Here is a 24,932-nt window from a genome sequence, read left to right as displayed (position 1 = left end):
ACAGCCTCCCCCCGGCCGTCTCCATCGTTTAATTTCCTGCTATCGTTCCGAGCAATTCCATGAGATTGGCTGTAAATGCTTCATTGTCTTCCGCCTTGCGCTTCTTCGGACCTTTCATCCTGCCGCCGCCCTGCCGGATTTTTTTTGCAATATGCCGGCCATGCAGCAGCTGATCGATATTTTCTGCGGAATAAAGCCGGCCGTTCTGATCAATCGGAAAGCCCTGCTTCGCCAGCACCATCGCGGCCAAGCCGTAATCCTGCGTGACGACGACGTCCCCTTTTTTCACGCGGTTGACCAGCACGAAATCAACAGCGTCCGGCCCTTTGGAAACAGTGACCGTTTCTGCGCCTTCCCGGTACATTTCATGTGACGTGTCACATAACAGGATGACGTCCAATTGGAACTTGCGGGCTGCAGCGATGGTCTGGTCGACCACCGGGCAGCCATCTGCATCTATCAATACTTTTACCATCAGGATTCCTTCCCTCCCGCCATTTCATCGACGAGCATTTCTGCTGCCCGCCGGTAGAGGTTGCTCATGTGGACTAGCGATGCAACAAGCAGCACCTTGTCAATTTCTTCCCGGTCATCTCCGAACGCAGTGGAGTCCGTTTGCGCTTTATTCACCTGCTGCTCCAGGTTCTCTTTAAAAAGCTCGTTGTTAAATCGCTGGATTTCCAAATAACTTTCGTAAAAATTGCTGAGGTCCAGTTCTTTCTGTGCCGCCTTATCATTAATGCCGGCCAGCACCTTTTTCACGTCATTGATCGACAAGGCACTTTTCATCTGATAAATCAGGCTGATTAACATGACATGATTTCGGGAATATTTCTTATTGGTTACCGGATAGAATAATTTCCCTTTGGCGTAATTATTAATCATGGTCTTGGTTAAGATCTTATCTTCCGGATTGCGCTTCATCTCCGAAAATCCGGTGTCGAATAATTGAATGACCTGGTCGATGTATAGATCGATTTTCGGAATCTCTTCCACTGAAATCTGTTCTTCCAAAGCCAGCTTGTCAGTAATTGTTTGGGCACGTGTCATAAAAATATCCTCCTCAGTAAAGCTATTGCACCAATTTTATACCATGATCACAAATTAGCCAAGCTTGACTAGATAAAATACTACCTATATTATTATAAGTAGTTTCAATAACTACGTATAACAGAGGAGACATTAAAATGCATACCTATTTCAGAGAACCCTTTAACGCGATATCCCACCTGATTGGAGCCGTACTGTCTATCGCCGCTCTTTTGGCGATGGTCATCAAAGCGAGTTATGAAGGATTATCGACAGTCCATATCCTGTCAGTCATTATTTTCGGCGTCAGCTTGATCTGTTTATATACCGCTTCAACCGTTTATCACTCGGTAAAAGGAAAACCCGAAACCATCGCATTTCTGCGAAAACTGGATCATTCAATGATTTTCCTGCTGATCGCAGGCAGCTATGCCCCGTTTTGTCTGATTGCACTGGACGGCACCCTCGGCTGGACGGTGTTCATCCTGGTGGCGGCTCTCGGAATCAGCGGCATCCTTTTTAAAATGGTGTGGTTCCATTCCCCGCGCTGGCTTTCCACAGCCATCTACATCATCATGGGTTGGATTATCGTATTCGCCATTGTGCCGCTCGCTGAAAATCTTTCAACAATCGGCTTGTCGCTGTTGATCGGCGGAGGCATCATGTATACCGTCGGCGGTATCATTTATGGCCTCAAACCGAATTTCCTGTCTTTCAAATATGCCGGCTTCCATGAGATTTTCCATATCTTCATCTTGCTCGGCAGCCTGTGCCATTTTCTGGCAGTCTATTTTTACGTATTGTGAAATATGAAATTCCCTATTTCAATAAAACACAAAAAACCAGCGGCTAAGTAAAATTAGCCGCTGGTTTTTTTCTTGATTTACGCCAGCGTTTCGAGTGCCCGCATCAGGTTGGCGTGAACTTTGATGTCCTTGAAGTCAATGCCGAGCGTAATGGCCGTTTGGGCGATTTCCGGTCGGATACCGGACAGCACCGACTCGACGCCGATGATTTTCAACGACGCCATTACCTGGAAAATCTGCTGTGCCACCATCGTATCGATGATCGCCACTGCTGACAGGTCGATGTAAAGCGTGTCCAATTGCTGCTTGATGCTTTGCTCAAGCGCTGTTTCCAGAACGATTTTGGCACGGTGTGTGTCAATGTCGCCTACCAATGGAAGAATGCCCACACCTTTTTTAATCGGGATGACCGGACTGCTCAGTTCATAAATCATCTGCTTCTGGTTTTCCAGCATTCGCTGGTCGGCTTCGTAATGGCGAATCGCGAACCGTTCGATAATGTAATCGAATGAGTCATTCAACACTTCGGCCCAGTTTAACGCATCGTTGCTGTCCGCACTGTTTTCCTCCAGAAAGAACTTACGCACATACCCCCAGTAGATTCCGCGGAATATACGGATTTGTGCAATCACTTCGTGTAATGGCACCGCTTGGCGTGCTCTCGCGGTCGCGATCTTTTCAACCCAGTTTTCCAATGCCTCACGAAAATCCTCTTCATCGCTGGCAAATATCGAAGTCACTGCCTCTATGAATTCAGTATTCTGCTCTTTCAACTGCGCTTCAATTTGCGGAGATACACTGGTAGAGTACATGGAACCGTCTTCCCCTTTACGGCTCGCCAGCCACTCTTCCGTCATCTTCTCTTTATTTCCAATAATATAATTGTAGAGTTCAGTACTTTTTTGTCCCACGGAAATGAAAACTCCTTTAGATTGCATTCTATCCTTTAAGTATAATGCATCCTCGCCATTAAACAAATCATTTCCCAGTTCAATCTGTGTCGGTATGGGCAGTTCTGGAGCTGATCCATTTATAATAAATCATGGTTAATAGAAGGAAAAGGGCAAGAACCATCATGAAAGAACATTCGCTGGCACGAATGTTCTGGGACAAAAAAACCGAAGATAAGCAGCGCTCTCTCCGGTTTCGTTCAATCCTATGCTGTTCTGCTAAATGATAAACCCGTTCTTTTTCGCATCAAACATCAATTCTTCCCGGAATTTCGGATGGGCGATGCTGATCAGGCGTTTCGCGCGTTCGGAAATGGAGACGCCGTGCAAACGGGCCACACCGTATTCCGTAACAATATTGTCGACATCATTTTTGCCGGTAGTGACAACTGAACCCGGCGCCAACTGCAGCTTGATGCGGGACAGGCTGTCGCTTTTAGCTGTAGAAGGCATGCAGATGTAGCCCTTGCCATTTTCAGCAAAACGGACGCCTCTTGAAAAATCGACTTGCCCGCCGCTGGACGAATAATATTTACCGCCCACTGTTTCAGAAGCACATTGACCAAACAGGTCCACTTCTGTTGTGGCATTTATCGAAACGATATTCTTTTCTTTGGCAATTTCCCGCGGGTCATTGACCGTGCTGACGGGAAGGAATTCCACGACAGGATTATCGTCGAGAAAATCATACAGTTTTTTCGAACCGTAGGCGAAAGTCGCGATGATTTTTCCCCGGTTGGTGAATTTCCGCGTGCCGTCAACTGCTCCCGCTTTGACCAGATCTACGACGCCGTCCGGCAGCATTTCTGTGTGGATGCCGAGGTGGCGATGGTCTTTCAGCATGCTGATGACCGCATTCGGCACCGAGCCGATGCCAATCTGCAGCGTGTCGCCATCCTTGATGTCTTCAATAATCGAAGAGGCAATCAATAAATCCTTGTCACTGATGTCCCCTGCTTTTTCTTCCGACAACGGTGCGTGATGCTCGACGAATCCAGCGATCTGGCTGATGTGAATGTGGTTATGGCCATACGTTCTCGGCATATTTTCATTCACTTCGAGAATAAATGGAACTTCTCCAACAAACTCAGCGATATAATCCGCCTGGGTACCAAAGGTAAAATACCCGTGGTCGTCCATCGGTGAAGCCACGGTCATGATCATCGACATTTTTGTCGTCTTTTTCAACATGCGCGGAATCTCGTGGAAGTTATTCGGCACCAATTCCATTTTCGCTTGCTGATACACTTTTCGCGTCGCGCCACTCAGGAAATATGAAACGTGCTTTAATTGTTCCAGTTCACCTTTGATGTAACTGCGTTCGCGCAATGCCAGCATCTGGTGGATTTTCACATCCTGCAGTTCATGCGCACGCTCTTCCAATATATCCAACAATTTGATCGGTTCGCCATTGGCAATCGGAATGATGATATCCGCGCCTCTGTCGATCAACCCCACCACTTCTTCAGGATTCAACTTTTTCGTCATCTTCTTCACTCCCGCATTCTCTGTTACCCATCACTTTATCATAGATATTGCCTCTTCCCGTATTTGCAAACTTCCCATTAAATTCGCTCTTTTCTGGACAATAAAAAAACACGGACTATTGTCCGCGCTCTTTATTGTTCTTCGCTATCGTGTAAAAAATGCCGCCCACGCCGAATGCCACCATCAGTCCCCAAAGAACCAGGAGGACATACGAGCTGGCGCCCACAGCATTATTCAGGATTGCATAGAGCTGAATCAGGAAAAATCCAAGACTGACAAAAGCGATCAGTCCGAAATACAGCAATCTGGATCTGTAACTGAATTTATTCACAGCCAGGACTCCTTTCCATCAAACAAGTTTTAGAGAATCCTTTAACGTTCTTCTAAACATGGTATACCCGGATTCCGGTTCTGTAATTCACGTTTCGGCAGGGTTTTAACCGTTCAAGGGAAAATTTCCCTATTTTAAATGAAAACTGGTTTTACTGAAGCCTTCTTTCGACTTTCTAACTTCCAGAATCGCCGGTATTGCCGCCTTCAATTCTTGCACATGCGAGATGACGCCGATCATGCGGCCAGAGCGTTGAAGGTCAATCAGCGTTTCAATCGACTTGTTCAAGGATTCTTCATCGAGTGAGCCGAACCCTTCATCGATGAACATCGTATCGATCGAGACATTGCCCTGGAAACTTTGAATAACGTCGGCCATGCCGAGCGCCAGGCACAGCGAAGCATTGAATTTTTCGCCGCCGGACAAGGTTTTGACGTCGCGGGTCTGTCCCGTGTAGGAATCATAGACATCAAGGCCGAGTCCGCTTTGTTTACCTCTCGCTTCCTGCCGGTCGCTGCGGATCAGATAAAATTGACCGTTCGACAGATTCCGGAGCCGCTCATTGGCAGCCAAAATAATCTGTTCGAGATATTCAATCTGCAGGTAACGCTCAAACGAGATTTTCAGGCTGTTCTGGCCGCGGATCATGTCGTGAAGATCCGCCACACGGTTTAACTCCGCCTCAGCTGCAGCTGCACCTTCTACCGCCCCCGTAATCTGGACCATTAACGCTTCGCCTTTGGCACAGCAATCCTTCGAATGGTTCCATTGCGACAGCGCCTGTTCGTAATCAGTCTTCAATTGCTCGAGTTCTGCTTCAACCTGGGACAAGTCTTCGTTTTTCCGCCCTTCAAGAAGTTCAGCCAATTCGCTGATCTGCTGTTCGAGCGTATGGCGGTCCTGGTTGAAACGCGTGATTTGCTGTTTCAATTCTTCCATGTCGGTGTCGCGCATTTTTGCCTTTTGATACGCTTCTTCCGTTTCGAACTCGGATTTCTCCAACGCCTGTTGAAAATCCGCTTCTGCTTTTTGGCGTTTGGCGGTCATTTCGTCGGCCGCCGTTTGGGAATGCTGTAACGCCATGGCCGCTGATGCGAAACGTTCTTTCGCTTTTTGGAATTGTTCCTGCGCCGCGTTCCAAGTTCTCTCCAGTTCATCCCTGTTGGCGATGGCCTGGCGAATCTCCTGTTCCAAAACGGCAAGCACTCGCATCTCTTCCGGAATCGAAGCCAGTTTTTCAGCCAGCACCGCTTGCGCCGATTCGAAAGCGGACTTCTTGTCATTCGTTTCTGTCAGCAACAGCGCGCGGCTTTGCTCTGCCTCCTCCGTCTCCTGCACCAAATCCGCAAGCTTCACTTTGGATTCGCGCAGTTCCGCTTTCCAGTTCTGCAGAATCTGAACGTCTTCTTTCAACTGTGTTTTCACTTGTTCCAAAGCAGCAGCTTCCTTTTCAGCATTGCCCGCTGCAATCCCTTGCTCCTCGGCTTCCGCCTGTTTCCGTCTCCACTGCTCTTCGAGTGAAACGAGACGTGCAGCGGCATTGCGGTAACGGCCGTCAAGCTCGTCCAAACGCGATTTCTCAAGCTCCAGCTGCTCTTTGGACACGGCCGGTTCCGCCGCTCCCTGCTGTTTCATCGGATGTTCGTGGCTGCCGCATACCGGGCACGCTTCGCCGTCATTCAATTGCCCAGCCAATAGATGCGCCTGGTCGGCAAACCAGCTCTCTTCGATTCCTTTATAGGCAGCTAAAGCATCCTTATAAGCCGCTTCTTGTCGAGCAGCTTCTTCCCGCTGGCCCTCCATTTCCGCATGCATCGCCACCAATTCCTTGGCAATACGCAAACGGCCGTCTGCCACCCGCAGTTCTTCGGGTTTATTGTCAAAGCTTTCCGCCTGCTGTTCAAGACCACTTACTCTTTCAGCGATTAGCTGTTTCGCCGCTTTTTTGTCAGTGAGTTCTTTTTCTTTCGCCTGAAAACGCTGTTCCGCGTCCTGCGACGCTCCCTTGAGAACCGCCAACTCTCTTTCTTTCGCAGCCAACTCCTGCACCTGCGGCAATAAATGCTGCAAGCGGAGCACGTGATTCTGAGCAGCCGAACGCTCCTCACTGCGCGCTTGTTGAGACAGGAAGCCTTCTTCCGCTCCCACCTTCGCGCGTTCAGCCAGTTGCTGCTCTTCGATCGCGCGCTGGAGCAATTGGTGTTTCTCTGTTTCATTGGCTTGAAGTTCCCGGTACAAGTTTTCGATATTGGCAATAAACCCTGCGCGTTCGGCCTGTTGCACCGCTTTTTCTTTTGCTCCGATTGCCGGCAGCTGCTCTGTCAAAGCGTTATAACGTTGTTCTTTCTCCAGCTTTTCATCAAAACGGCCGTTCCACTTTTTCGCTTCGTGGTAGCCATCCCATTTTTCTTTATGCTTTTTATAGAAGGATTCATAGCGAGTACGGTCGTCGCTGATCTTTTCTTTATAAAAAGCCGTCTCGAGTTCGAGTGCAGACAGGATCTGGTGAATATTTTGCTGTTCTCTGCCCAGCACTTCAAATAGTTCCGATTCCCGCTCCGGCAATGCAGCGATGTCACGGATGTGGCTTTTCAGCACCTGTTCTTCCAGTCCGAAAGCATCTTTTGCCGCGTCGCGTTTCAGCTTCAGCCGTTCGCTGATCATTTTATACGGTTCGGTTTTGAAGATGCGGCGCAAGATCTCTTCCTTATTATCTGTTTCGGACGTCAGCAATTTCCGGAACTCTCCTTGCGGCAGCATGACAATCTGGCTGAACTGGTTTTGCGTCAGTCCCAGGATTTCTTCTACGCGCTGATTGATTTCCGAGACGATTTGCCGTTCCACGCATGGCTTTTCGCCGTCTTCATGGATTTCGAAAAATTCATAGCGTTCACCTGTCGGGCTTTTATTCCCTTTTTTGATATGTGGCATCTGGCGAAGAATCCGGTACATCTGATTATGTATCTCAAATTCCATTTCGACGCAGGTGTGGACCCCATCATCCGCAAAATCACTCCGCAGATTGCGCGTTTCGCTGCGGTCCGACCCGCTCGCGGCACCGTACAGCGCGAACGAAATCCCGTCAAAAATCGTCGTCTTTCCGGAACCCGTGCTGCCCGAAATGACGAACAGCCGATTTTCCTGGAGCTCATTAAAATCGATCTCTTCCGTTTCCTTATAAGGGCCAAACGCCGTCAGCTTCAGTTTCAACGGTCTCATGCTTTCACCTCTTCCTTTACAGCAGGCTCTTCCTGCAGGAATTCCTGCAATACTTCCTCGAAAATGGCTGCCGTTTCCTGCGTCGCTCCTTCGCCTTTCACTTCTTCATAAAACGCATGGAATAAAGAAAGTGAATCCATTTTCTGCCGCGACTGCCCGTTGCCTTCCGCCTTTTCGCGAATGAAATTCTTCCGTTCGACATGCATCGCATTCGGGTAGACCGAACGGACTTTTTCCATTGGAAACAGCACCGGCGCATCGTCCAGAAGCGTCACAAAGACAAAGTCCTCACTCACTTCGTGGCGAAGGATCTCGTCAATCGTCGCTTCCACTCTGCGCATATTGCGGCGCGGTTCCAATAACCTTTTTTCAACTGTCACTTCACCTGCAGCATCCAATTCGATGACCAGATATCCTTTTTGGTGATTCTCTTCCGAAATCGAATATTTTAATGGCGACCCCGCATAGCGGATGGTTTCATTGCGTACAAAATGGGCTTTGTGCAAATGCCCGAGCGCCGAGTAATGAAAATCTTCCAGGTGCGCGGCGCTGACATGTTCCGCTCCGCCAATCGCCAGCGGACGCTCCGAATCGCTCGTGTTTTCTTCCTGTTCGCCGTGCGATGTGACAAACGCATGGCCTACGAACACATGGCGCGCTGCCGGATTCCAATACGATTTGATGTTAGTGGTGATCGCTCGGAGTGCATCATCATGTGTGCGGATTGCCGGATCATCGAAAATATAGCGCACCATCGATGGGTCGGTATATGGCACGAGGTGAAAATGGACTTCTCCGTGTTCGTCCGCGAGCACAACCGGCTGCGGATCTTTTTTCACGTGGCCCGCGATGTGGATTCCTTTATCCTTCATCAGACGGCTGCCGAAATTCAAACGGCCCGGGCTGTCGTGGTTGCCGGCAACTGCCAGCACAGGCGTCTCCAGCTCCAGGACGATTTCCGCCAGCAATTCATCGAGCAAATTGACCGCATCTGTTGGCGGCACAGCGCGATCATAAAGGTCTCCCGCGATAATCACCGCGTCCGGTTTTTCCGTTTTGATGGCAGCTATAAATTGCTGCAGCGCGTAACGCTGTTCGTCTGTCATGTAAATCCCCTGGATGAGCTTCCCTAAATGCCAATCGGCCGTGTGAAAAATTTTCATGGTTTTTGCTCCTCTCCCCGTTTTGAAAAGAATATATGTTCGTTCCATTATACACGATTCTATTCAGTTGTTTTAGCGGGGTGTTTGTTTTATAATAAGAACAAACGTTCCCTTTTATTGTATAGAGGTTATAAAACGATATTGCGCAAAACAGCTTCGCTTGCCTGGGGGCTCGCGCTGAGCTAACTCGGTCTCGTTTCACTTCGTCCGAGTGGATCTCAGCACTTCGCTTGGCCCCCTGGGCGTCTTCGCTATTTTGCTCCATATCTTTAGATATACCTTACAAAATATAAGTACTTTAATAACACTTATTTCTTGGGGAATATTACAGCGATGGCGTAGCTCAGGAGCATAATCTTTGCTCTGTCCAAAGCGCCGAAGTGGTGTGTAACAGTAGATTTCAAGTCCAGCATATGATATCCAAGGAGGGAAAAGACATGAAAGCACAGATCCTGAAAGCTTTTAAGCATCAGCAACTCGTCGATATGATGTACATGGCGAATGATGGGGGCATCAGCAAACGCCGGGTGAAGATTTTGAGAGTGAGCGGCGAGTCGTTTCAGGCGTATTGTTTTTTGCGGAAAGAGAAACGGACTTTCAAAATGGAGAATGTGCTTTCAGCCTTTCCCGTCAGCAAAAAAGAGCGCATGATTGTCTGATTCCAACCCCTCTTTCAAATTGTGATACACTGGAAGAAATGGATTTTGGAGGGTGAATCATGAGACTGACCGTTTATCTTGCAGGAGAAATTCACAGTACGTGGCGCGAAGAGATCAAAAAGAAAACCCTGGCATTAAATCTTCCGGTCGATTTTGTTGGACCGATGGAAATTCATGATCGTTCGGACAATATCGGTGAAGAAATTCTCGGGGAACAGCCGGGTGCGGTTTATAAAGATGCCGCCGCTTCAAGCTTCAATAATTTGCGGACGGGTGTGCTGATGCACAAAGCAGATTTAGTTATCGCGCTGTTCGGTGAGCAATACAAGCAGTGGAATACGGCAATGGACGCCAGTGCCGCACTTGCTGCCGGCAAACCGGTCATCATTATCCGGCCGGAAAAATTGCATCATCCGCTGAAAGAGTTGTCTGCTAAAGCCAGTGCGACGGTGGAGACGTGCGACCAGGCGATTAAAGCTTTGTCCTATATTTTCGAATAAATTTTATTGAATGCGATAAATGGAGAAAGGATGCTTTTAACAAAGCGTCCCTTCTCCATTTTTGTGCTGATAAGGCGTTGTAGCGCCAGCTTAGCTTCATGCAATATCGGGTAATAATGATAAAAAACCTATTAATGGTTAGGTGATTGAAAGAGGAATTCGATGGCGGTGATGCGATCGATGCCTTTCTGATTTTCTTCTGGTGGTATCACTGGTATCAATCGACTGCTCCGCGCCGTATGCCGGCGGCTTGAAACTTGCTGTACTTTCCAGCCTTCTTTGATTATCCGCTGCGAATAAAAGAGTTGAGGTGCATGGATGATGGGTTTAGAACTCGGAATATTAATTTTTTTAATTTTGCTTAATGCCCTTTTTGCTGCGTCTGAAATTGCCTTAATTTCCTTAAATGATCGCAAAATAAATAAAATGGCCGATGCGGGCCATAAAAAAGCGAAACTGATCAGTCAGATGTTATCGGAACCCAGCCAGTTTCTAGCGACCATTCAAATCGGTATCACCCTCGCCGGCTTCCTGGCCAGTGCATTTGCGGCAGACAGCTTTGCTGACGACTTGTCCCTTTATGTGCAGCAAACAGCGTTTCCCATTTCAGCAGAAATCGTCCAAATATCGTCCCTTGTTATTGTCACCGTCATACTTTCTTATTTCACTCTTGTATTCGGGGAACTGGTCCCTAAACGATTGGCGCTGCAAAAAGCAGAAGCCATTTCCATGATGATGATTCATCCCTTACGTTTCCTGGCAAAAATCACGAGTCCATTTGTTAAAATTTTATCGGGATCCACAAATGGTGTCATTCGTTTATTGGGGATCGACCCGAACAAAGTAGTACCTGATGAAACCGAAGAAGAAATTCGATTGATTCTGGACATTGGGAAAGAAAGAGGCACCATCGAAGAAATGGAACAATTCATCATTACAAAAGTTTTTGAATTCAATGACAAAAACGTAGATGAAATCATGGTCCACCGCACCGACATGATTGCCATTTCGACTATCCAGGATCTTGAAGAGATTATCCGAATTGTAAAAGATTATCCCTTTTCAAAATTCCCTGTCTATGAAGAAGACATAGATCATATCATCGGCACCTTGAACTTGAAGGACCTGTTCCGTTACAGGGAAGAAAAAACAAGCTCCTTCAATATCCATGACATTATCCGTAAACCGCATTTTGTTTTTGAGAAAAGAAAGATAGATGAAATTTTTCTGGAAATGCAAAATAAGAATGTCCACCTGGCCATCGTATTGGATGAGTTTGGCGGCACCTCCGGACTGGTAACGCTCGAGGACTTGATCGAAGAGCTGGTCGGTGATATCAAAAGTGAGTATGGGTCGGAGTAAGCAGTTGCCATTCATTTTAAACAAAACACCCCATCGCTGATGGGGTGTTTTGTGTTCTCTAAAGTAAGTTATGATGTTTGGTTTATTCGCTGTTGACCAGATCCGCAATCAGGATGTAGCGGTCTGGTGCACTGCCGAGAAAGTCGAATGGATAGCAGGTCGTGACGGTAAGGACGGCGGAAGTTGTCGGAGTAATGACGGATCTGTCATCACTCGGGACGATTTTGATTTCCCGGATTTCGTATGTGAATGTGCCTGCCGAGGTCTCGACGATCAGTTGATCGGTGATTTCCAGCTGGCCCAGTTCTCTGAATACGGTGTCGCGATGGCCGGATAACACAGCATTATCGTTTTCGCCGGGCAACACGCTGCCAGCGAAGTGGCCAATTCCCCGGCTTAGCTCATCTTCATCTGTTCCGTGAAAAATAGGCAGTGTTTGATCGATGGCCGGTAAGATTAAATTCCCTATATTCCCACCCACTGCCGGTCTGATGGGATAAAGGATGGCATCCGCAGCTGGCTCTTCCGTTTCGCTTATTGCATCCGCAGCTTCAGGCGCAAGAGCAATCGGTTCAAGTTGCTCCTTCGGCGGTTCTATCAAGGCAGCTGCCGGAGCCGACTGAGTAAAGATTTGATAAGATGCCCAACTAATTAAACATAACCCCAGGATTAAAAATCCCGGGGAAAGTTTGTGTGCAATTTTTAATGTCCGCGCAAGAAACGGGTTGTTATTCATACACTTTTCTTCTTTTTAAGAAAGCTAATCCTATCAACGATAGAAGAGTTCCGCCAAAGAGTAAGTTATACCAGGGAGTTGCTGTTTTCGGCAGCTCTCCTCCTGTGACAGTGGGTACGGAAACTGAAACCGATCCGACGTCAATTTTTTCTCCATTACTGTCTGCAATGAATTGTACATTCACGCGGTAAGTGCCCACCGGAACGTTTTCTGCCGTGTACGAAATAGCTTCGGTTCCTTTGACTTCATACATTTTTCCGCCTATATCGAAATTCCACGTACCTGAGGCTTGGGTACCTTCAGCCAATTTCGCATGGATTGTCAGGGAACCATCTGTGTTGATTTCCACCTTAACCGACGAAGCGGTTTCATCCTTTTCCGGTGCCGCCGGTTGATCGGCTGTTGGTGACGGCGTCGGTGTTGGAGTTACGCCGGGACTTGGTGTTGAATCTGGTGCATCTTCCTGTTCTGGTGTCGGCGTTTCTCCTGGTTCAGGCGTATCTCCAGGACTTGGTGTCGGATCTGGCGTATCGCCCGTGCCCGGTGTAGGTGTCGGTGTTTCTCCTGGTTCAGGCGTATCACCTGGATCCGGTGTTGGGTCTGGATCCGGTGTTGGATCTGGATCCGGTGTTGGATCTGGGTCTGGTGTTGGATCTGGAATTGGATCTGGCTCTGGTGTCGGCACGGGTGTCTCACATGCTGGCGGCACAGTAATTTGTGTATTCGCCGCATCAGCTGTAACAGCCGTCTGTGCTAACATTCTGCCGTAAGTGATTGAGTCTGCGCCAATTGTGATGGCTGATTTGCTCATCATCGTTCCGACAAAGGTGCTGCTTGCGCCGATAGTGGCAACATCAGCGACCCAATATACATTACATGCCTGGGCTCCATCCATTAATTGGATTTGGGTGCTCGCCGCAGTTGTAAGTGCTCCACCGATTTGAAAGATATAAATTCCGTCTCCTTGAAGCGTGATGCTTGAGCCGATGGTTACGGCATTATTAAAATTATAAACACCTGGAGTTAATGTGTCCCCGCCTAAAGTGGATCGTGTGAACTCAGCGAGTTGTGAATCGGCATGGTTCATGGCGCCGAGAAAATCAGAGAACGCTGCTGTATATGCTGCATTGGCAATGTCTGTAGAACCGCTAACAGTTGCCGTTCCGGTTGACCCTCCGCTTCCTAAATCACCATTGATTGAAGTGGATTCTGTGACTGTTGTCGTGGCGCCCAATATTCCATATTGGCTTGCGGATCCGAGTCCCGGATCGACGCCTACGGCATGAACAGGCAATGTGAATAAGGTTAATGAGAGAAGAATAGTAAGAAATAATGATTTCGACTTATAATATTTCAATTTCATGATTTCACCCCTTTGTCTAGTAATATATTCCATTGAATATACTATTTTTTGTATTTTCAGTCAATTAAATTGGAAAATATTTGGATTTTTTTCCAATAAACAGTTCAGAGTGTTTACGTAGTTTCATAAATATTGAAATTACCTAATGCTATAACAACCGTTATATTTTCATACATTGTTAGAGCGGGACTATTTCCTTGAAAATAACCATCCCCGTTTTTTATCAACCCCTTCACCTGTCTTACTATCCACTCGAATGTCACTATTGGTGTATTTCTGATTTTCTGCCTGCTTTGGCACCGTTATCAATCGGTCGCACGGCGCATCCCCCCTCCTTCAAACCTCTATTGCCCGGAAGAGAATTCGGTAAGAAAAGCCTGACTTTGCACTCACCAAATAAAAATTATTTAAATATTCAGTCTTTAAAAGAAGGGATTTGTTTTATTCTGAAGAATTGTTCTTTAATGCGGAATTAAAATTTGAGGAGGAATTAGGATGACTTTGGAATACAATCAAATTCTGGTAGCTATTGACGGTTCAAAGGAAGCGGAATGGGCATTTAAAAAATCAATTGAAATTGCCAAGCGAAACAAGGCCGTGCTGAATTTAATTCACGTGGTGGATACCCGTTCTTATTCAGCCATTACAAAACGCGTACCGGCTCTTGATGATGCGATTTTTGAGGATGGGAAAAGGGTTCTTGAAGCTTATAAAGAGGAAGCACAAGCAGCCGGCCTGCCGGAGGTAAATATATTTGTCACACCCGGCTTACCTAAACAGGTCATTTCCCATGATTATGCTAAAAAGCTGAATGCTGACCTGATCATCTGTGGTGCCCAGGGGATGAATGCATTTCAAAAATTTCTGATGGGCAGCGTATCTCAACATATTGTCAGCGCAAGTCCATGTGATGTTTTAGTCGTTCGGCGAGATCTTGACATGAAAAATGAGGATTCTGATAACGGAGCTCAGGCAGAAGGAATGTGACGAGCTCTTCTATATATATCAAAAAGCCCAATCCGCTTGAGTGCAAGCGGATTGGGCTTTTGTGGTTGTTCTATAGGTGCTCAGATTACACGTCTCAAAGAGAGGCTTGTTCTTCTTTGGTATGCAAAGCCATTTCCATAAAAAACTTGATCTCTCCATCAAACTGCTGCATATGCTGCTTTTCAAATTGAAAGTTGTTTGTGTATTTGATTTTGTTTTTCTGCTCTTCAGGAAGCAGGTTGTTGATCCAAAGTTCTGCCACGACAGTCGGTTTTTGCGATGTAAGAGCGGAAAGTTGCGCCATTATTTTATCCCGCTGCCCCTCCGCCCCGCTGCATATGGTGATAAAGGAATAATCCGTCAGCTTCTCCTTTTCCATTTGGATAAATGTCCGCATCGGAGAAGCTATTTTCCCCGCCCAGACAGGCGCTATTAGAATAATTGGCCTGTAGTCGCTAACATTAAACTCAATCGGAGCCAGATGCGATTTTCGCTTCATCAAAACATCAAACAAAATGGCAAGGTCTCTCCGTTTCTTTTTCTCTTTGATTTCATACATGTCACAGCTGATTCTATCCCGCAGTTCCAAAGCCAATTTTTCATTATTTCCCGAATGGGAGTAATAAACAATTAAGGGTTTCATGGAATATCCTCCTCAGCATTTGATGTGTGAGAACCGTGGCGGCAGACTGTTTGCTGGTGTTTTTTAAATCAGCCGTCCCAACCAAAGATCGGGTCAATGGCATCGATTCAATCACCGGTTTTCGAAGAATGATTTTAGAATTCGTGAAGAAACTTATTCATTTTGTTGCTTCTTCAACCCGTCTATTCGACTTCGCATTTCCAACAAGGTATTCCAAGGTTATAACAACGCTCCCACGTTTATGGCCTGTTTCAACATAGCTATGGGCAGCAGCAACCTGATCCAAAGGATAGCTTCTGTCTATTACAGATTTAATCTTCCCATCCTCAATCAACTCTTTCAGGAAAAGTAAATCTTCTTTGCGCATCGGTGCTAATCCTCCTTTCAATTTTTTGCCGCCTCTTACGGATGTCGACATCATTTTGGCAAATTGCGGCAATCCCGTTACTGTAGCCAAATAGATCCCATTTTCCTTGAGAGAGTTTTTACACTTCGAAAACGACGTCTTTCCTACCGTGTCGAAAATGATATCGTACGTCTCTCCAGTTTTGGTAAAATCCTCTTTGGTGTAATCAATCACGTGATCAGCCCCCAGGGACTTCACAAGTTCTATATTCTTTGTGCTGCAAACAGCAGTAACTTCTGTGCCAAAGTATTTGGCCAGCTGCACCGCATAAGTGCCCACTGCACCGGAAGCACCGTTAATAAGGACTTTTTGTCCTTCTTGGATATGCCCTTTATCCCGAAGAAAGTTTAGGGCAGTCGTCCCCCCGAAAGGAACGGAAGCCGCTTCTTCAAAAGTCATATTAAGCGGCTTCATAACGATTGCCCCTTTTTCTTTCAGGCATACATACTCAGCATTCGCTCCCAGGCCCACTCCAGTTCCACAAAATACTAAACCACCTTTTTTAAACAACTTGACATCTTTTCCTGTCAATTCCACCTCGCCTGACAGTTCGGAACCCAATATTCCGATTTTCGGTTTTTTTAAGCCAAAGAACAACCTGACAGCAAACGGATCAGCCCTTCTTACTTTGCAGTCCCCGGAAGTTGCGGTAGTTGCATACACTTTCACCAATACTTCGTCATCTTTAGGAATCGGCTTTTCTACTTCCCTAAGTTCCATAACTTCCGGCGGTCCGTATGTTTTATGGACACTGGCTTTCATTAAGAAGCTCTCCCTTCAATGCTTGGTTTTAACGGTATTATTTCAGGTATTTTATTTCCTTTAACCAACAGCCATATAGCTAATGCCAATTCGCCTATTACTCCGGGTACGGCTACAATCAATAAAAACATGGTCGCATAATCGCTGTAATTGGAAAGCAAAACCTGTGCAAAGTTATCAATCAGATAACCCAGCCCTGCAAGTATTACCAAGATGCCAATAGTTTTAGGCATGTAATTTGATTTGAAAACCAAATAACCAATAAGGAGCAAGTGAAAGCCGAAAAAAACGAGTCCAATTAGCCACCCGTTATTAAAGGCATCGATCAGCAACATAGCCTGGGCTTGCAATTGGCTTGTTTCCATCGCTCCCATATAAGTTTCCTGTCCTATCAGTTGCAAAACACTTAAAAAATTGAACATGGCGGCTGCAAAAATGGCCGTGTAAATCAGTCTGAATCCCGCTGCCAGCAAGGCCAGGTTTTTATTCACTTGTCTTAATAGAATGTAAAGCGACCAGGATACGACAACATCCAGAAGAAGCACGATGATGAAACCCGCAATACCAAAACGGAATAACAGGTCATTGGCAAGGAGGTTCTCAACAGTTACTGCTGCATTGCCAGGTACGATTAGGCTTTCAAACACAAAAAAATTAGCGAACAGGGCGATGATTGCCATTAGCAGCAAACTAAACCCTGTAATTCGCGCATAAAAAAGTTGTGATTTTTCCGCCATAGCGATTGCCATTTTAATCTCTCCTATTTTTTTGGAGTAAGTTAATCATTCTCACCAACTTCTTTTTTTATAAACAATCACATTTCAGAACTGATTTAATGAACCCCTCCTAACTTCTTCGAATAAGCTGGTCCTAATACTTTAATCCTTATTATTAAGCAATCTCAGTCTCGTTATTTGCTATCAATATAGAAGAAATAATACTTCCTCTACAACTTATAGTTATAATTTTATATAGTTTGAATTATCAGTCTATTTTTTGATTTAAGATTATACCTCATTCTCATTTTTAGCAATTTTTACTAACTTTTCGGCTTCAATAACCTTAATTTCATTCGGCTTCATGTAAGTTAGTTCTGCATTTCGCTATACAGTGATTTTCCCATTCAACTCTTAGTAATCCATTAAGTGCATTCGCCTTAATTTTTTCTATGTTACACCGTTCGTAAAAGTCTATCTTCACGAAAAAAAGAGAGAAAAGACGGGCTTTAACTAGCCTCTTTTCTCTCTTTGTTTACCATCGACTTCCGATAATTTCTCATATGTTAACTAAATCGCACCTTTTTCAAAGAGTGAATTGACAGAACTTTCAACTGACATACAATTATTATTGTAAAGCGTTAAAATCTTGCGAAAACGACTGCTAATTCAGTTGATAATTCGAATCTAGAATTGATTAAAAAAACTTGGAACTCAACGGTTTCCGTTTTGAAGTAAAAAATACTCAAAGTCAGAACTAATACTGAAATATAAAACGTATATTGATATTGTTCAGACAAAAAATTGAAACTTTTATTACGTTCTAATGTCTACTTTTGAAAGGGGGAGTTTAATAATGTTTAAGAATGTTTTTTTAATCGGACTCACATTATTAATAGGTGTTATGTTAATTGGATGTAATAGCGAAATTTCTGGCGAAAGTGCTGATGAAAGTTCTGAAGGGTCTTATGGTGGCTACTTGATAGTCAATGGTAGGGAATACGTTTGGCAAGGAGATATTGAAAATGAAGAATTCACAGTTGCAGAAAAGATTGGTGAAGTGGATAAGAAAGTACCAATAGAAGTAATGCCGAAAGAAAACTTATCGTCTAATATATTAGAAGTTGGCGAAGAAATTTTCACATCGAATGAAGACAGTAATGTTATCATAGTAAAACGGAAATTCGATGGAGAATATGATAAATTTACTGAAGGAAATTATCATAAGGAAGAGAATAACTAATACCAATATACTTTTTCTCAGCCTTTTACAGGTGTGTTTTCTCAATTTAATTAGCGTTGGTCTTGAATATTGTTTGATGAACCAAAAATAACTGTTGCAAACCCAACAAAATGGCCACCAACTATATTACTCACATGATCCACTAGTTTATATATATTTTGATATATCAAAAATAAGACCGTCAATTCGCAACTGAATTGACGGTCTTTTGGTTATACTATTTCAATTTGACTTCCGATAAACTCATGATATGTAAACCAAATATGGACTTCAATTTAGTAACCTGTTCAGTTAAGGAATGTACATAGTAATTTAAAAGTGAGCCCCTACAGGAGTTGAGAACATTTTTTCTTTGTTAATGAAGTCAGCCGTTATTTGTAGAGAGTACTTTGAAAGTATCCCAGTCGACTATTTCTTGGTATTTCTCATCATTTACTGTGAAATTAATTTTTGCAGCTCTATTTTCATCCTCTACTACCTCGCCAAGCCGAACTTCTGCTACAATTCTGCTCTCTCCTTGAAGTTCAAATCCATTAATATCTACTATTTCCCCAATATTGCGTTCTCCTGAATATAAACCCGTTTGTTTTAAAGGGTCGGCACCGTGAAATGCATATTCGATACCATCTTCTCCAAACGTCACTGGTTCTTCGTTTTCTTTAACTAATTCAACAGAAGTAATTACCGCTGGTTCTTCACCTGTCCATTCAAATGGAAGAACAATGTAGTAGCTTTCGTTGGATTCGAGTGAATCTCCGTACATATTTCCAAACATAAACTCTCCATCAACTGATTCTTCTGAATCACTGCAAGCAGCTATTAGTAAAAACAAAAACATAATAGGTACTAGCTTAAGTGTTTTCATAAATGGCCCCCTTTATTTAATATCATCTTACTTCTAATGGTATCTATTTTTCAGGTTAAATGGAAGTAAACTGGCATTTCTTAAACAATCTTCAATAATTATTCATTACAACTTTTAAAGCGTTCGTAAAAGTACACTTCTATAAACAAAAGAGGAAGAGATGTGCCAATCAGCATCTTTCTTCCTCTTTTTTACTAATGGAATTACCGCTATTACTGATAAGCAGATGAATATAAACTAGTATTTTAAAAACCTTTCGTTTATCTTTTATGTTACATCCGCTATTTCACTTAGCTTCTACTGATTCAAAGTAGCTATAAATGAGTATAATTCTCCAGATTTTAACTCATAAAAATTGTTTCCATTTTGCATATACAGCTTGTCATTACTGATTTTAATAAGGTGTAATTCTTCTGCAGTTTGTAAGTTTAAAAAATACTCAGCTGATGTAGAATTATTGAAAAATGATCTATTAACTTCTTGGTCAGAAAAAATTTGAAATAACTCTCCAAGTTCATCATCCGACAATGCGTACAGATAGGATTCTTCCTGAGTATAATGCTCAGTTGAGGTTACATTCGCTGATAAAATTAACTCCTCATCAGGTATTTCATCCAGCTCGGCAAGATTTTTATCTGTATTAAGTAACACCACTACGACAACTAGAATTAATAGAAATATGGAAATTCCTAAGATTACTTTATTTTTCAATTCAGAAGCCTCCTTATAATTTACGAAAGAAAATCATTCTTTGTTTTGGCTTTTTTCTAGATTGAAGTGAAAAACTAATAACCCGGAATGATCAGCCCAACTATTAAAACTTCGATATGCCTCTCCTTTTAGAAATTATACCCCTCCTATTTTCACAAAAAATGAATAGGGCAATACTGCCAAGTTAATTAAGAAAAGAATGATTATTTAGTGAATTTAGATATTTTAAGTGTAACATAAATTCCCTTTTTTGTTATATCCCTATAAATCATACTGTTATTTCGCTTTATAAAAAACATTCTTCTAACTGATTTATCTACCTTTAGTAAAAAACGTTCGTAAAAGTACACTTTTACGAACGCCTCAAAACCCACTCAAAAACCACAAAAAAACGTTCGCAAATGTGCCAAAGCACTTTACGAACGTTCACTCCATTCCATATACCTTTACGAACGGTTTTCTTTAAATAAAAAAAAGCCCCGAAGGACTTTTAATTGTACCAGCTGCCAACGATCGGGTAGCTGAAATATTCGTCGTTCAGAGCGTTAATGATACCGAGGATTGGTATGATCACGCCGATGAGTCCGAATACAATCAGCATTGGAATGCCGATCAACACGATAACGAGCAGGCTGGACACGAAGATCAGTGCCCCCAGGACTAATTGGAACAGCAAGGCTTCTATTGACAAGCGTTTTACATCTTTGTCTTCTGAAATCAGATACACGATAAACGGCACAAGAAACGGAGCAAAAAACGCACTGGCGTGGACGAGGACTTTCAATCCTTTGGTTTCCATCTGCATTACCTCCAGTAATAGTAGTTCTTATACTCCTTAATACGGATGAACTGCCGCCAGGTTTCAAACTTATTGGCTGATGCGTAAAATAACTTTGCCGAATTGCTTGGCATCCTTCAGATAATCGAACGCTTCCTGCGCTTCTTCCAGTTGGAAGACTTTGTCTACAACCGGATGCATCTTGTACTGCTCCATATGGCTGAGCAATCCGCGCAATTCGTCGCGGCTTCCCATTGTTGAGCCGAAAAGCTGATACTGGCCGTAGAAGAATTTCCGTAAATCGAAATCGACTACGTCAGCCGTCGTGGCACCAAAGATGACAATACGTCCGCCTTTTTTCAGGACATCCAATGTCCGGTTGAACGTTGCTGCGCCGACACTGTCGATGGCAAGGTCCACTGTTTCATTTTCCAACTCTTTTACCCAATCACTATCGGTCGCGATGGCCAAATCGGCACCAAGTTCTTTGGCATGCGCCAATTTATCTTCGCTTCTCGAAGTGACAATGACACGTGCACCAATATTCTTCGCAAACTGGATCAGGAAAGTGGCGACTCCGCTTCCGGCTCCCGGGATGAACAGCGTATCGCCTGCTTTGACCTGTCCTTTTGTAAACAAAGCCCGGTAACCGGTCATAGCCGGCAGCGCCAGGCCGCCCGCTTCTTCCCATGTAAGATGAGGCAATTTCTTCTCGACTTGTTCGGCAGACACCGCGATTTTTTCTGCAAATGTCCCGTGGTCTGGCATGCCCAGGATATCGAATTCCGGCGGCGGAGCTTCACTATTGGCAAACCAGCGAAGCGCCGGATTGATGATGACTTCATCTCCGACCGCAACGTTCGTTACGCCTTCTCCTACGGATTCCACTATCCCTGCGCCGTCGGAACCGATGATGAGCGGCTCAGGCTTATTGCCATGGCGCTTCAACAGATTTAAGTCACGACGGTTGATGCCTGCTGTTTTCAGCGCGACAAGCACCTCCCCTTTTTGCGCTGCCGGTTCCGGCATTTCTGTTATTTTCAATTCTCCTTGTTCGATTACAAATGCTTTCACGCTATACCTCCTTCGAAATTTTCACTGAATAATTTCAATTGATCCATACTGATGATGTCCTGTGAAAACAGCGGAATGTAAATCAGCTGCTGTTTCGGGAATGTTTCCTTGATTAATTCCATGTATTTCTTTTCGTGTTTTTTGCGTTCCATCAAAAAATCGCCATCCGCTTCTTCCGGCAGGACTTTATTGATGATCAGCGTTTTTACATGCAGATGGTAGTTATGCAGCAATTCCAACGCCTTTTTCGTCTCCAGGATCGGCAGGCGTTCCGGATTCAATACGAAAATAAAACCGGTCTCGTCTTCATTCAATAAAATATCGCGCGCTTTTGAAAAACGCTCCTGACGCTCGCGCAGCACATCGTAAATTGGATCTTCGCGCGGCTCGCCGTCATTCAGCAGCGCCGAATAATTTTCGTTCGTCTTGCGGCGCTTATCAAGCAGCCCTTCAATCCAGACCCCCATCAATTCAGGCAAGGTGAGTAGTCGGATGGTGTGGCCGGTTGGTGCCGTATCAAACACCAGTTTATCGAAATTCTGACGTTCTTCCAAAATGATGTGAATCAGCTTATCAAACAGGGCCGCTTCGTCTGCTCCCGGGGAAGCTTTCGCCGTATCGAGCTGGCGGTTCACTTCTTCCATCATGCTCGAATGGACGGTTCCTTTGATATTTTCTTTTACGCCTTTGATGTATTTTTCAGTCTCAATCTCGGGATCGATTTCAAGCGCGTAAAGATTTTTGGCGATTTCTTTTGTTTTGCCGCCGATTTCCTGGTTGAAGATATCGCCGACATTATGCGCCGGATCTGTCGAGATCAGCAAAGTTTTAAAGCCGCTGTCTGCAGATTTCGAGGCGATGGCGGCTGCCGACGTCGATTTGCCGACGCCGCCTTTGCCCCCGACAAAAATGATACTTTTTGATAAAACGTCCATTCCCATTCCTCTTTTCATTGAAATCAGCAGCAGCGGATTCCGGATAGCGGCGATTTTTCCATGCCCATGCGCAAATGCCAGTCATGGAATTCCTCGATCATATAAGGATACAGCTCGAGCGTGTAGTAATAGGCGGGATTCGGGATTCCCAACATTTCCGAATAGAGCATCAGCAGAAACAAATCGTCTTCCGCCCGGAGCTCCCGCGCTATTTCCGTTTTATGCGGATGTTCCAGCACAGCTTCGTACCATTTAATCAATTTCACCAAATTATCGTATACCGGCATATTAACACCTCTTTTCATTAAGAAATGCGAAAGGGATCACATTTAGTATGATCCCTTTTTCGCAAATATTCTATTTATTCGTCTTCGAGATTTGGCGGATTTTCTTTACTTGCCAGAACCTGGATGGCTGTAATGATGATCCATAATGCAAAGACGAAAATGATAGCTCCGAACACAAACAGCAGCATATTTGGCGCAGCTGCGTACCATGCCCATTGCAGGAATACCTGCTGGAACATCGCCCAAAGCGTCATGAACATCAGGAAGATCATCGGTATGATGGTGATCATGTAATTTCGGCCAAGTTTTCTCAGCCAGATTGAAACGAGCAGCAAACTGATCCCTGCCAGAAGCTGATTCGCTGTTCCGAATAACGGCCAAAGCAGGAATCCGCCGGAACCGAAACCGCTCGGCCCTTCCGGTATCAATACAAGCGCAGCACTCGCTACAACGGCGATCGTTGTGGCAACGTGTTTTTTCTCCAATGCCGGAATTTTGTACTCAACACCAAGTTCCGAGATGATATAGCGCATCAAACGGACAGATGTATCAAGAGTAGTTGCCGCAAAAGATACGACAATAACAGAAACGATTGTTGAAGCAACCGCTGCAGGAATCATCAAGCCCGAAGCCAATTGCGTCGCGCCCAGGATAAAGGAACCTAAGCCGGAAGCGCTTGAAGCAGCGAAACTGCTGTAAGTGGCCATGAATGCCTCGCGGTCAGGGAACAATGTGATAACGGCAATGATTGAAATCAATGCCAGAATCCCTTCGCCGATCGCGCCAAGATATCCTACAAAACGAGCATCTGTTTCTTTATCGAGCTGTTTGGACGAAGTTCCGGAAGACACGAGTCCGTGGAAACCGGAGATCGCACCACAGGCAATTGTGATGAACAGCAGCGGGAACCAGGAAACATCGTTCACCGGATTTGTCATCGGTGCTGTGATTGGTGGATTTGTGAACAAGAGACCAAGGTAAAGAATTCCGAGGCCGACGATCAATTGATGCGAGTTGATGAAATCACGCGGCTGGAGTAATTTCCATACCGGCAACGTCGAAGCGATGTAAACATAGACCATCAACACGATAATCCAGATAAAGAATGCTGTCGAAATCGCGCCAAGCCCGAACAGGCCGGCTGCTTCTTCTCCGCCCATATAGCGGACAAGGTCAATTTGAAGGAATTCGTATTGGCTTGAGAAAATTGCGGCACCATACATAATCGCCAATGCGATTAAAGAAGGCACAAGCATTTTGATGTTTTTCTTGTACACCGCATAACCGATCCAGATCGCGAGCGGAATTTGGATAAATACCGGAATGACACTTGCCGGGAACGAGATGAACAAGTTCGCGATAACCCAGGCAAATACGGCGTTGACCATCAGTACGAGAATCAGGATGATGAATAGAAATAAAACTTTGCCGCGTTGCCCGATCAAACGGTGGGCAAGTGTTCCGACCGACTGGCCTTTATTGCGGACAGACAAGACCAGTGTTCCAAAGTCATGTACCCCGGCAGCAAAAACTGTACCGAGCACAACCCATAACACGGCCGGCAGCCAGCCCCAATAGACGGCAATGGCTGGTCCAAGAATCGGAGCAGCTCCGGCTACGGATGTAAAATGATGGCCCCATAATATAAATTTATTAGTCGGGACAAAATCGACACCGTCCTTGAATTTATGGGCAGGCGTCACATAATTGGGATCCAGTCGAAAAATTTTCTCTGCTACAAATTTAGAATAAAAGCGATAACCTAACGCAAAGATAAAAAGCCCGATGGCTGCTAAGGCGATAGCATTCAAATCTCTCAACTCCCTCTTTTTTCTGTTTTGGACAAGCGCTTTCACACTTGCCTTTTAATCATAGGGCAAAGATTCAATTTTGTAAATGTTCTAATTATTCTTTTTTAG

At 44.8% G+C, this 24,932-nt stretch carries 25 protein-coding genes; 6 read left to right on the top strand and 19 right to left on the bottom strand.

Features of this window, described 5'->3' with window-relative positions; all coding sequences use genetic code 11:
- Nucleotides 1–28 precede the first annotated feature (28 nt).
- Together DHX103_RS09570 and DHX103_RS09565 are read right to left on the bottom strand one after the other, a co-directional pair.
- Entirely contained in the window at nucleotides 29–475 is a 447-nt protein-coding gene (locus tag DHX103_RS09570) for a YaiI/YqxD family protein (protein ID WP_422122068.1), read from the bottom strand.
- A complete protein-coding gene (locus DHX103_RS09565; RefSeq protein WP_422122067.1) occupies nucleotides 475–1,050 on the bottom strand; it encodes a DUF1836 domain-containing protein in 576 nt (191 codons plus the stop codon). The genes DHX103_RS09570 and DHX103_RS09565 overlap by 1 nt, the downstream gene beginning before the upstream one ends.
- 137 nt (nucleotides 1,051–1,187) lie before the next feature.
- Between DHX103_RS09565 and trhA the strand changes: the two genes are divergently transcribed.
- Entirely contained in the window at nucleotides 1,188–1,835 is a 648-nt protein-coding gene (gene trhA / locus DHX103_RS09560; RefSeq protein ID WP_422122066.1) for a PAQR family membrane homeostasis protein TrhA, read from the top strand.
- 77 nt (nucleotides 1,836–1,912) lie between these two features.
- Here the strand turns inward: trhA and DHX103_RS09555 are convergent, their stop codons facing one another.
- The 5 genes from DHX103_RS09555 to DHX103_RS09535 all read right to left on the bottom strand — a co-directional run bounded on the left by DHX103_RS09555 (nucleotide 1,913) and on the right by DHX103_RS09535 (nucleotide 8,986).
- Nucleotides 1,913–2,746, bottom strand: coding sequence for an STAS domain-containing protein (locus DHX103_RS09555; protein ID WP_422122065.1), 834 nt, complete (start codon nucleotides 2,744–2,746; stop codon nucleotides 1,913–1,915).
- Nucleotides 2,747–3,004: 258 nt separating this feature from the next.
- Complete coding sequence (locus DHX103_RS09550) at nucleotides 3,005–4,273, bottom strand: acetyl-CoA hydrolase/transferase family protein (protein ID WP_422122064.1); 1,269 nt, start codon at nucleotides 4,271–4,273, stop codon at nucleotides 3,005–3,007.
- A gap of 115 nt (nucleotides 4,274–4,388) precedes the next feature.
- On the bottom strand, nucleotides 4,389–4,604 hold the full coding sequence (locus DHX103_RS09545; protein ID WP_422122063.1) for a hypothetical protein: 216 nt from the start codon (nucleotides 4,602–4,604) through the stop codon (nucleotides 4,389–4,391).
- Nucleotides 4,605–4,733: 129 nt separating this feature from the next.
- Nucleotides 4,734–7,823, bottom strand: a complete 3,090-nt coding sequence (locus tag DHX103_RS09540) for an AAA family ATPase (protein ID WP_422122062.1) — start codon at nucleotides 7,821–7,823, stop codon at nucleotides 4,734–4,736.
- Nucleotides 7,820–8,986, bottom strand: a complete 1,167-nt coding sequence (locus tag DHX103_RS09535) for an exonuclease SbcCD subunit D (RefSeq protein WP_422122061.1) — start codon at nucleotides 8,984–8,986, stop codon at nucleotides 7,820–7,822. The genes DHX103_RS09540 and DHX103_RS09535 overlap by 4 nt, the downstream gene beginning before the upstream one ends.
- 437 nt (nucleotides 8,987–9,423) lie before the next feature.
- Here DHX103_RS09535 and DHX103_RS09530 point away from each other — a divergent pair, with 437 nt between their 5' ends.
- From DHX103_RS09530 to DHX103_RS09520, 3 genes are all read left to right on the top strand, one after another.
- Nucleotides 9,424–9,645, top strand: coding sequence for a transcriptional regulator (locus DHX103_RS09530; protein ID WP_422122060.1), 222 nt, complete (start codon nucleotides 9,424–9,426; stop codon nucleotides 9,643–9,645).
- Nucleotides 9,646–9,704: 59 nt separating this feature from the next.
- A complete protein-coding gene (locus tag DHX103_RS09525; protein ID WP_422122059.1) occupies nucleotides 9,705–10,145 on the top strand; it encodes a YtoQ family protein in 441 nt (146 codons plus the stop codon).
- A gap of 318 nt (nucleotides 10,146–10,463) precedes the next feature.
- Nucleotides 10,464–11,507, top strand: coding sequence for a hemolysin family protein (locus tag DHX103_RS09520; protein ID WP_422122058.1), 1,044 nt, complete (start codon nucleotides 10,464–10,466; stop codon nucleotides 11,505–11,507).
- Nucleotides 11,508–11,589: 82 nt separating this feature from the next.
- On the opposite strand, the gene DHX103_RS09515 is transcribed toward DHX103_RS09520, so the two are convergent.
- Together DHX103_RS09515 and DHX103_RS09510 are read right to left on the bottom strand one after the other, a co-directional pair.
- Complete coding sequence (locus DHX103_RS09515; protein WP_422122057.1) at nucleotides 11,590–12,243, bottom strand: class D sortase; 654 nt, start codon at nucleotides 12,241–12,243, stop codon at nucleotides 11,590–11,592.
- Nucleotides 12,236–13,606 (bottom strand): ice-binding family protein, encoded by a 1,371-nt coding sequence (locus DHX103_RS09510; RefSeq protein WP_422122056.1) that lies wholly within the window; start codon nucleotides 13,604–13,606, stop codon nucleotides 12,236–12,238. The genes DHX103_RS09515 and DHX103_RS09510 overlap by 8 nt, the downstream gene beginning before the upstream one ends.
- Nucleotides 13,607–14,101: 495 nt before the next feature.
- Here DHX103_RS09510 and DHX103_RS09505 point away from each other — a divergent pair, with 495 nt between their 5' ends.
- A complete protein-coding gene (locus DHX103_RS09505) occupies nucleotides 14,102–14,593 on the top strand; it encodes a universal stress protein (protein ID WP_422122055.1) in 492 nt (163 codons plus the stop codon).
- Between the two features lie 94 nt (nucleotides 14,594–14,687).
- On the opposite strand, the gene DHX103_RS09500 is transcribed toward DHX103_RS09505, so the two are convergent.
- From DHX103_RS09500 to DHX103_RS09490, 3 genes are all read right to left on the bottom strand, one after another.
- On the bottom strand, nucleotides 14,688–15,236 hold the full coding sequence (locus DHX103_RS09500; RefSeq protein ID WP_422122054.1) for a flavodoxin family protein: 549 nt from the start codon (nucleotides 15,234–15,236) through the stop codon (nucleotides 14,688–14,690).
- A 157-nt stretch (nucleotides 15,237–15,393) separates the two neighbouring features.
- A complete protein-coding gene (locus DHX103_RS09495) occupies nucleotides 15,394–16,404 on the bottom strand; it encodes an NAD(P)-dependent alcohol dehydrogenase (RefSeq protein WP_422122053.1) in 1,011 nt (336 codons plus the stop codon).
- The gene (locus tag DHX103_RS09490; RefSeq protein ID WP_422122052.1) at nucleotides 16,404–17,153 is read right to left on the bottom strand and encodes a DUF4386 domain-containing protein; all 750 of its coding nucleotides are present in this window, start codon (nucleotides 17,151–17,153) and stop codon (nucleotides 16,404–16,406) included. Before DHX103_RS09490 ends, DHX103_RS09495 begins: the two co-directional genes overlap by 1 nt.
- Before the next feature lie 823 nt (nucleotides 17,154–17,976).
- Here DHX103_RS09490 and DHX103_RS09485 point away from each other — a divergent pair.
- Entirely contained in the window at nucleotides 17,977–18,363 is a 387-nt protein-coding gene (locus DHX103_RS09485) for a hypothetical protein (RefSeq protein ID WP_422122051.1), read from the top strand.
- A gap of 364 nt (nucleotides 18,364–18,727) precedes the next feature.
- On the opposite strand, the gene DHX103_RS09480 is transcribed toward DHX103_RS09485, so the two are convergent.
- From DHX103_RS09480 to DHX103_RS09450, 7 genes are all read right to left on the bottom strand, one after another.
- Nucleotides 18,728–19,228 (bottom strand): hypothetical protein, encoded by a 501-nt coding sequence (locus DHX103_RS09480; RefSeq protein WP_422122050.1) that lies wholly within the window; start codon nucleotides 19,226–19,228, stop codon nucleotides 18,728–18,730.
- Between the two features lie 297 nt (nucleotides 19,229–19,525).
- Entirely contained in the window at nucleotides 19,526–19,939 is a 414-nt protein-coding gene (locus tag DHX103_RS09475; RefSeq protein WP_422122049.1) for a hypothetical protein, read from the bottom strand.
- A 490-nt stretch (nucleotides 19,940–20,429) separates the two neighbouring features.
- Nucleotides 20,430–20,738, bottom strand: a complete 309-nt coding sequence (locus tag DHX103_RS09470; protein WP_422122048.1) for a DUF4870 domain-containing protein — start codon at nucleotides 20,736–20,738, stop codon at nucleotides 20,430–20,432.
- A 69-nt stretch (nucleotides 20,739–20,807) separates the two neighbouring features.
- Complete coding sequence (locus DHX103_RS09465) at nucleotides 20,808–21,791, bottom strand: zinc-binding dehydrogenase (RefSeq protein ID WP_422122047.1); 984 nt, start codon at nucleotides 21,789–21,791, stop codon at nucleotides 20,808–20,810.
- On the bottom strand, nucleotides 21,788–22,726 hold the full coding sequence (locus DHX103_RS09460; RefSeq protein WP_422122046.1) for an ArsA family ATPase: 939 nt from the start codon (nucleotides 22,724–22,726) through the stop codon (nucleotides 21,788–21,790). The genes DHX103_RS09465 and DHX103_RS09460 overlap by 4 nt, the downstream gene beginning before the upstream one ends.
- A 23-nt stretch (nucleotides 22,727–22,749) precedes the next feature.
- Nucleotides 22,750–23,013 carry a cory-CC-star protein gene (locus DHX103_RS09455; RefSeq protein WP_422122045.1) on the bottom strand — a complete coding sequence of 88 codons (264 nt, stop codon included), beginning with the start codon at nucleotides 23,011–23,013 and terminating at the stop codon, nucleotides 22,750–22,752.
- Between the two features lie 74 nt (nucleotides 23,014–23,087).
- Nucleotides 23,088–24,824 carry a carbon starvation protein A gene (locus tag DHX103_RS09450; protein ID WP_422122044.1) on the bottom strand — a complete coding sequence of 579 codons (1,737 nt, stop codon included), beginning with the start codon at nucleotides 24,822–24,824 and terminating at the stop codon, nucleotides 23,088–23,090.
- Nucleotides 24,825–24,932: the final 108 nt, after the last annotated feature.

The sequence above is a fragment of the Planococcus daihaiensis genome, assembly GCF_049262615.1.
GTDB lineage: Bacteria > Bacillota > Bacilli > Bacillales_A > Planococcaceae > Planococcus.
Note: the sequence above shows the minus strand (reverse complement) of the source record. Positions and strands in the feature narration are given on the sequence as shown.

Bases quoted from the DNA above. Each gene is read 5' to 3' on its own strand.
- trhA (WP_422122066.1), top strand. From the start codon at position 1,188: ATGCATACCTATTTCAGAGAACCCTTTAACGCGATATCCCACCTGATT.
- DHX103_RS09460 (WP_422122046.1), bottom strand. From the start codon at position 22,726: ATGGACGTTTTATCAAAAAGTATCATTTTTGTCGGGGGCAAAGGCGGC.
- DHX103_RS09480 (WP_422122050.1), bottom strand. From the start codon at position 19,228: ATGAAAACACTTAAGCTAGTACCTATTATGTTTTTGTTTTTACTAATA.
- DHX103_RS09535 (WP_422122061.1), bottom strand. From the start codon at position 8,986: ATGAAAATTTTTCACACGGCCGATTGGCATTTAGGGAAGCTCATCCAG.
- DHX103_RS09515 (WP_422122057.1), bottom strand. From the start codon at position 12,243: ATGAATAACAACCCGTTTCTTGCGCGGACATTAAAAATTGCACACAAA.
- DHX103_RS09490 (WP_422122052.1), bottom strand. From the start codon at position 17,153: ATGGCAATCGCTATGGCGGAAAAATCACAACTTTTTTATGCGCGAATT.
- DHX103_RS09530 (WP_422122060.1), top strand. From the start codon at position 9,424: ATGAAAGCACAGATCCTGAAAGCTTTTAAGCATCAGCAACTCGTCGAT.
- DHX103_RS09540 (WP_422122062.1), bottom strand. From the start codon at position 7,823: ATGAGACCGTTGAAACTGAAGCTGACGGCGTTTGGCCCTTATAAGGAA.
- DHX103_RS09470 (WP_422122048.1), bottom strand. From the start codon at position 20,738: ATGGAAACCAAAGGATTGAAAGTCCTCGTCCACGCCAGTGCGTTTTTT.
- DHX103_RS09510 (WP_422122056.1), bottom strand. From the start codon at position 13,606: ATGAAATTGAAATATTATAAGTCGAAATCATTATTTCTTACTATTCTT.
- DHX103_RS09505 (WP_422122055.1), top strand. From the start codon at position 14,102: ATGACTTTGGAATACAATCAAATTCTGGTAGCTATTGACGGTTCAAAG.
- DHX103_RS09495 (WP_422122053.1), bottom strand. From the start codon at position 16,404: ATGAAAGCCAGTGTCCATAAAACATACGGACCGCCGGAAGTTATGGAA.
- DHX103_RS09550 (WP_422122064.1), bottom strand. From the start codon at position 4,273: ATGACGAAAAAGTTGAATCCTGAAGAAGTGGTGGGGTTGATCGACAGA.
- DHX103_RS09570 (WP_422122068.1), bottom strand. From the start codon at position 475: ATGGTAAAAGTATTGATAGATGCAGATGGCTGCCCGGTGGTCGACCAG.
- DHX103_RS09565 (WP_422122067.1), bottom strand. From the start codon at position 1,050: ATGACACGTGCCCAAACAATTACTGACAAGCTGGCTTTGGAAGAACAG.
- DHX103_RS09525 (WP_422122059.1), top strand. From the start codon at position 9,705: ATGAGACTGACCGTTTATCTTGCAGGAGAAATTCACAGTACGTGGCGC.
- DHX103_RS09520 (WP_422122058.1), top strand. From the start codon at position 10,464: ATGATGGGTTTAGAACTCGGAATATTAATTTTTTTAATTTTGCTTAAT.
- DHX103_RS09485 (WP_422122051.1), top strand. From the start codon at position 17,977: ATGTTTAAGAATGTTTTTTTAATCGGACTCACATTATTAATAGGTGTT.
- DHX103_RS09500 (WP_422122054.1), bottom strand. From the start codon at position 15,236: ATGAAACCCTTAATTGTTTATTACTCCCATTCGGGAAATAATGAAAAA.
- DHX103_RS09455 (WP_422122045.1), bottom strand. From the start codon at position 23,013: ATGCCGGTATACGATAATTTGGTGAAATTGATTAAATGGTACGAAGCT.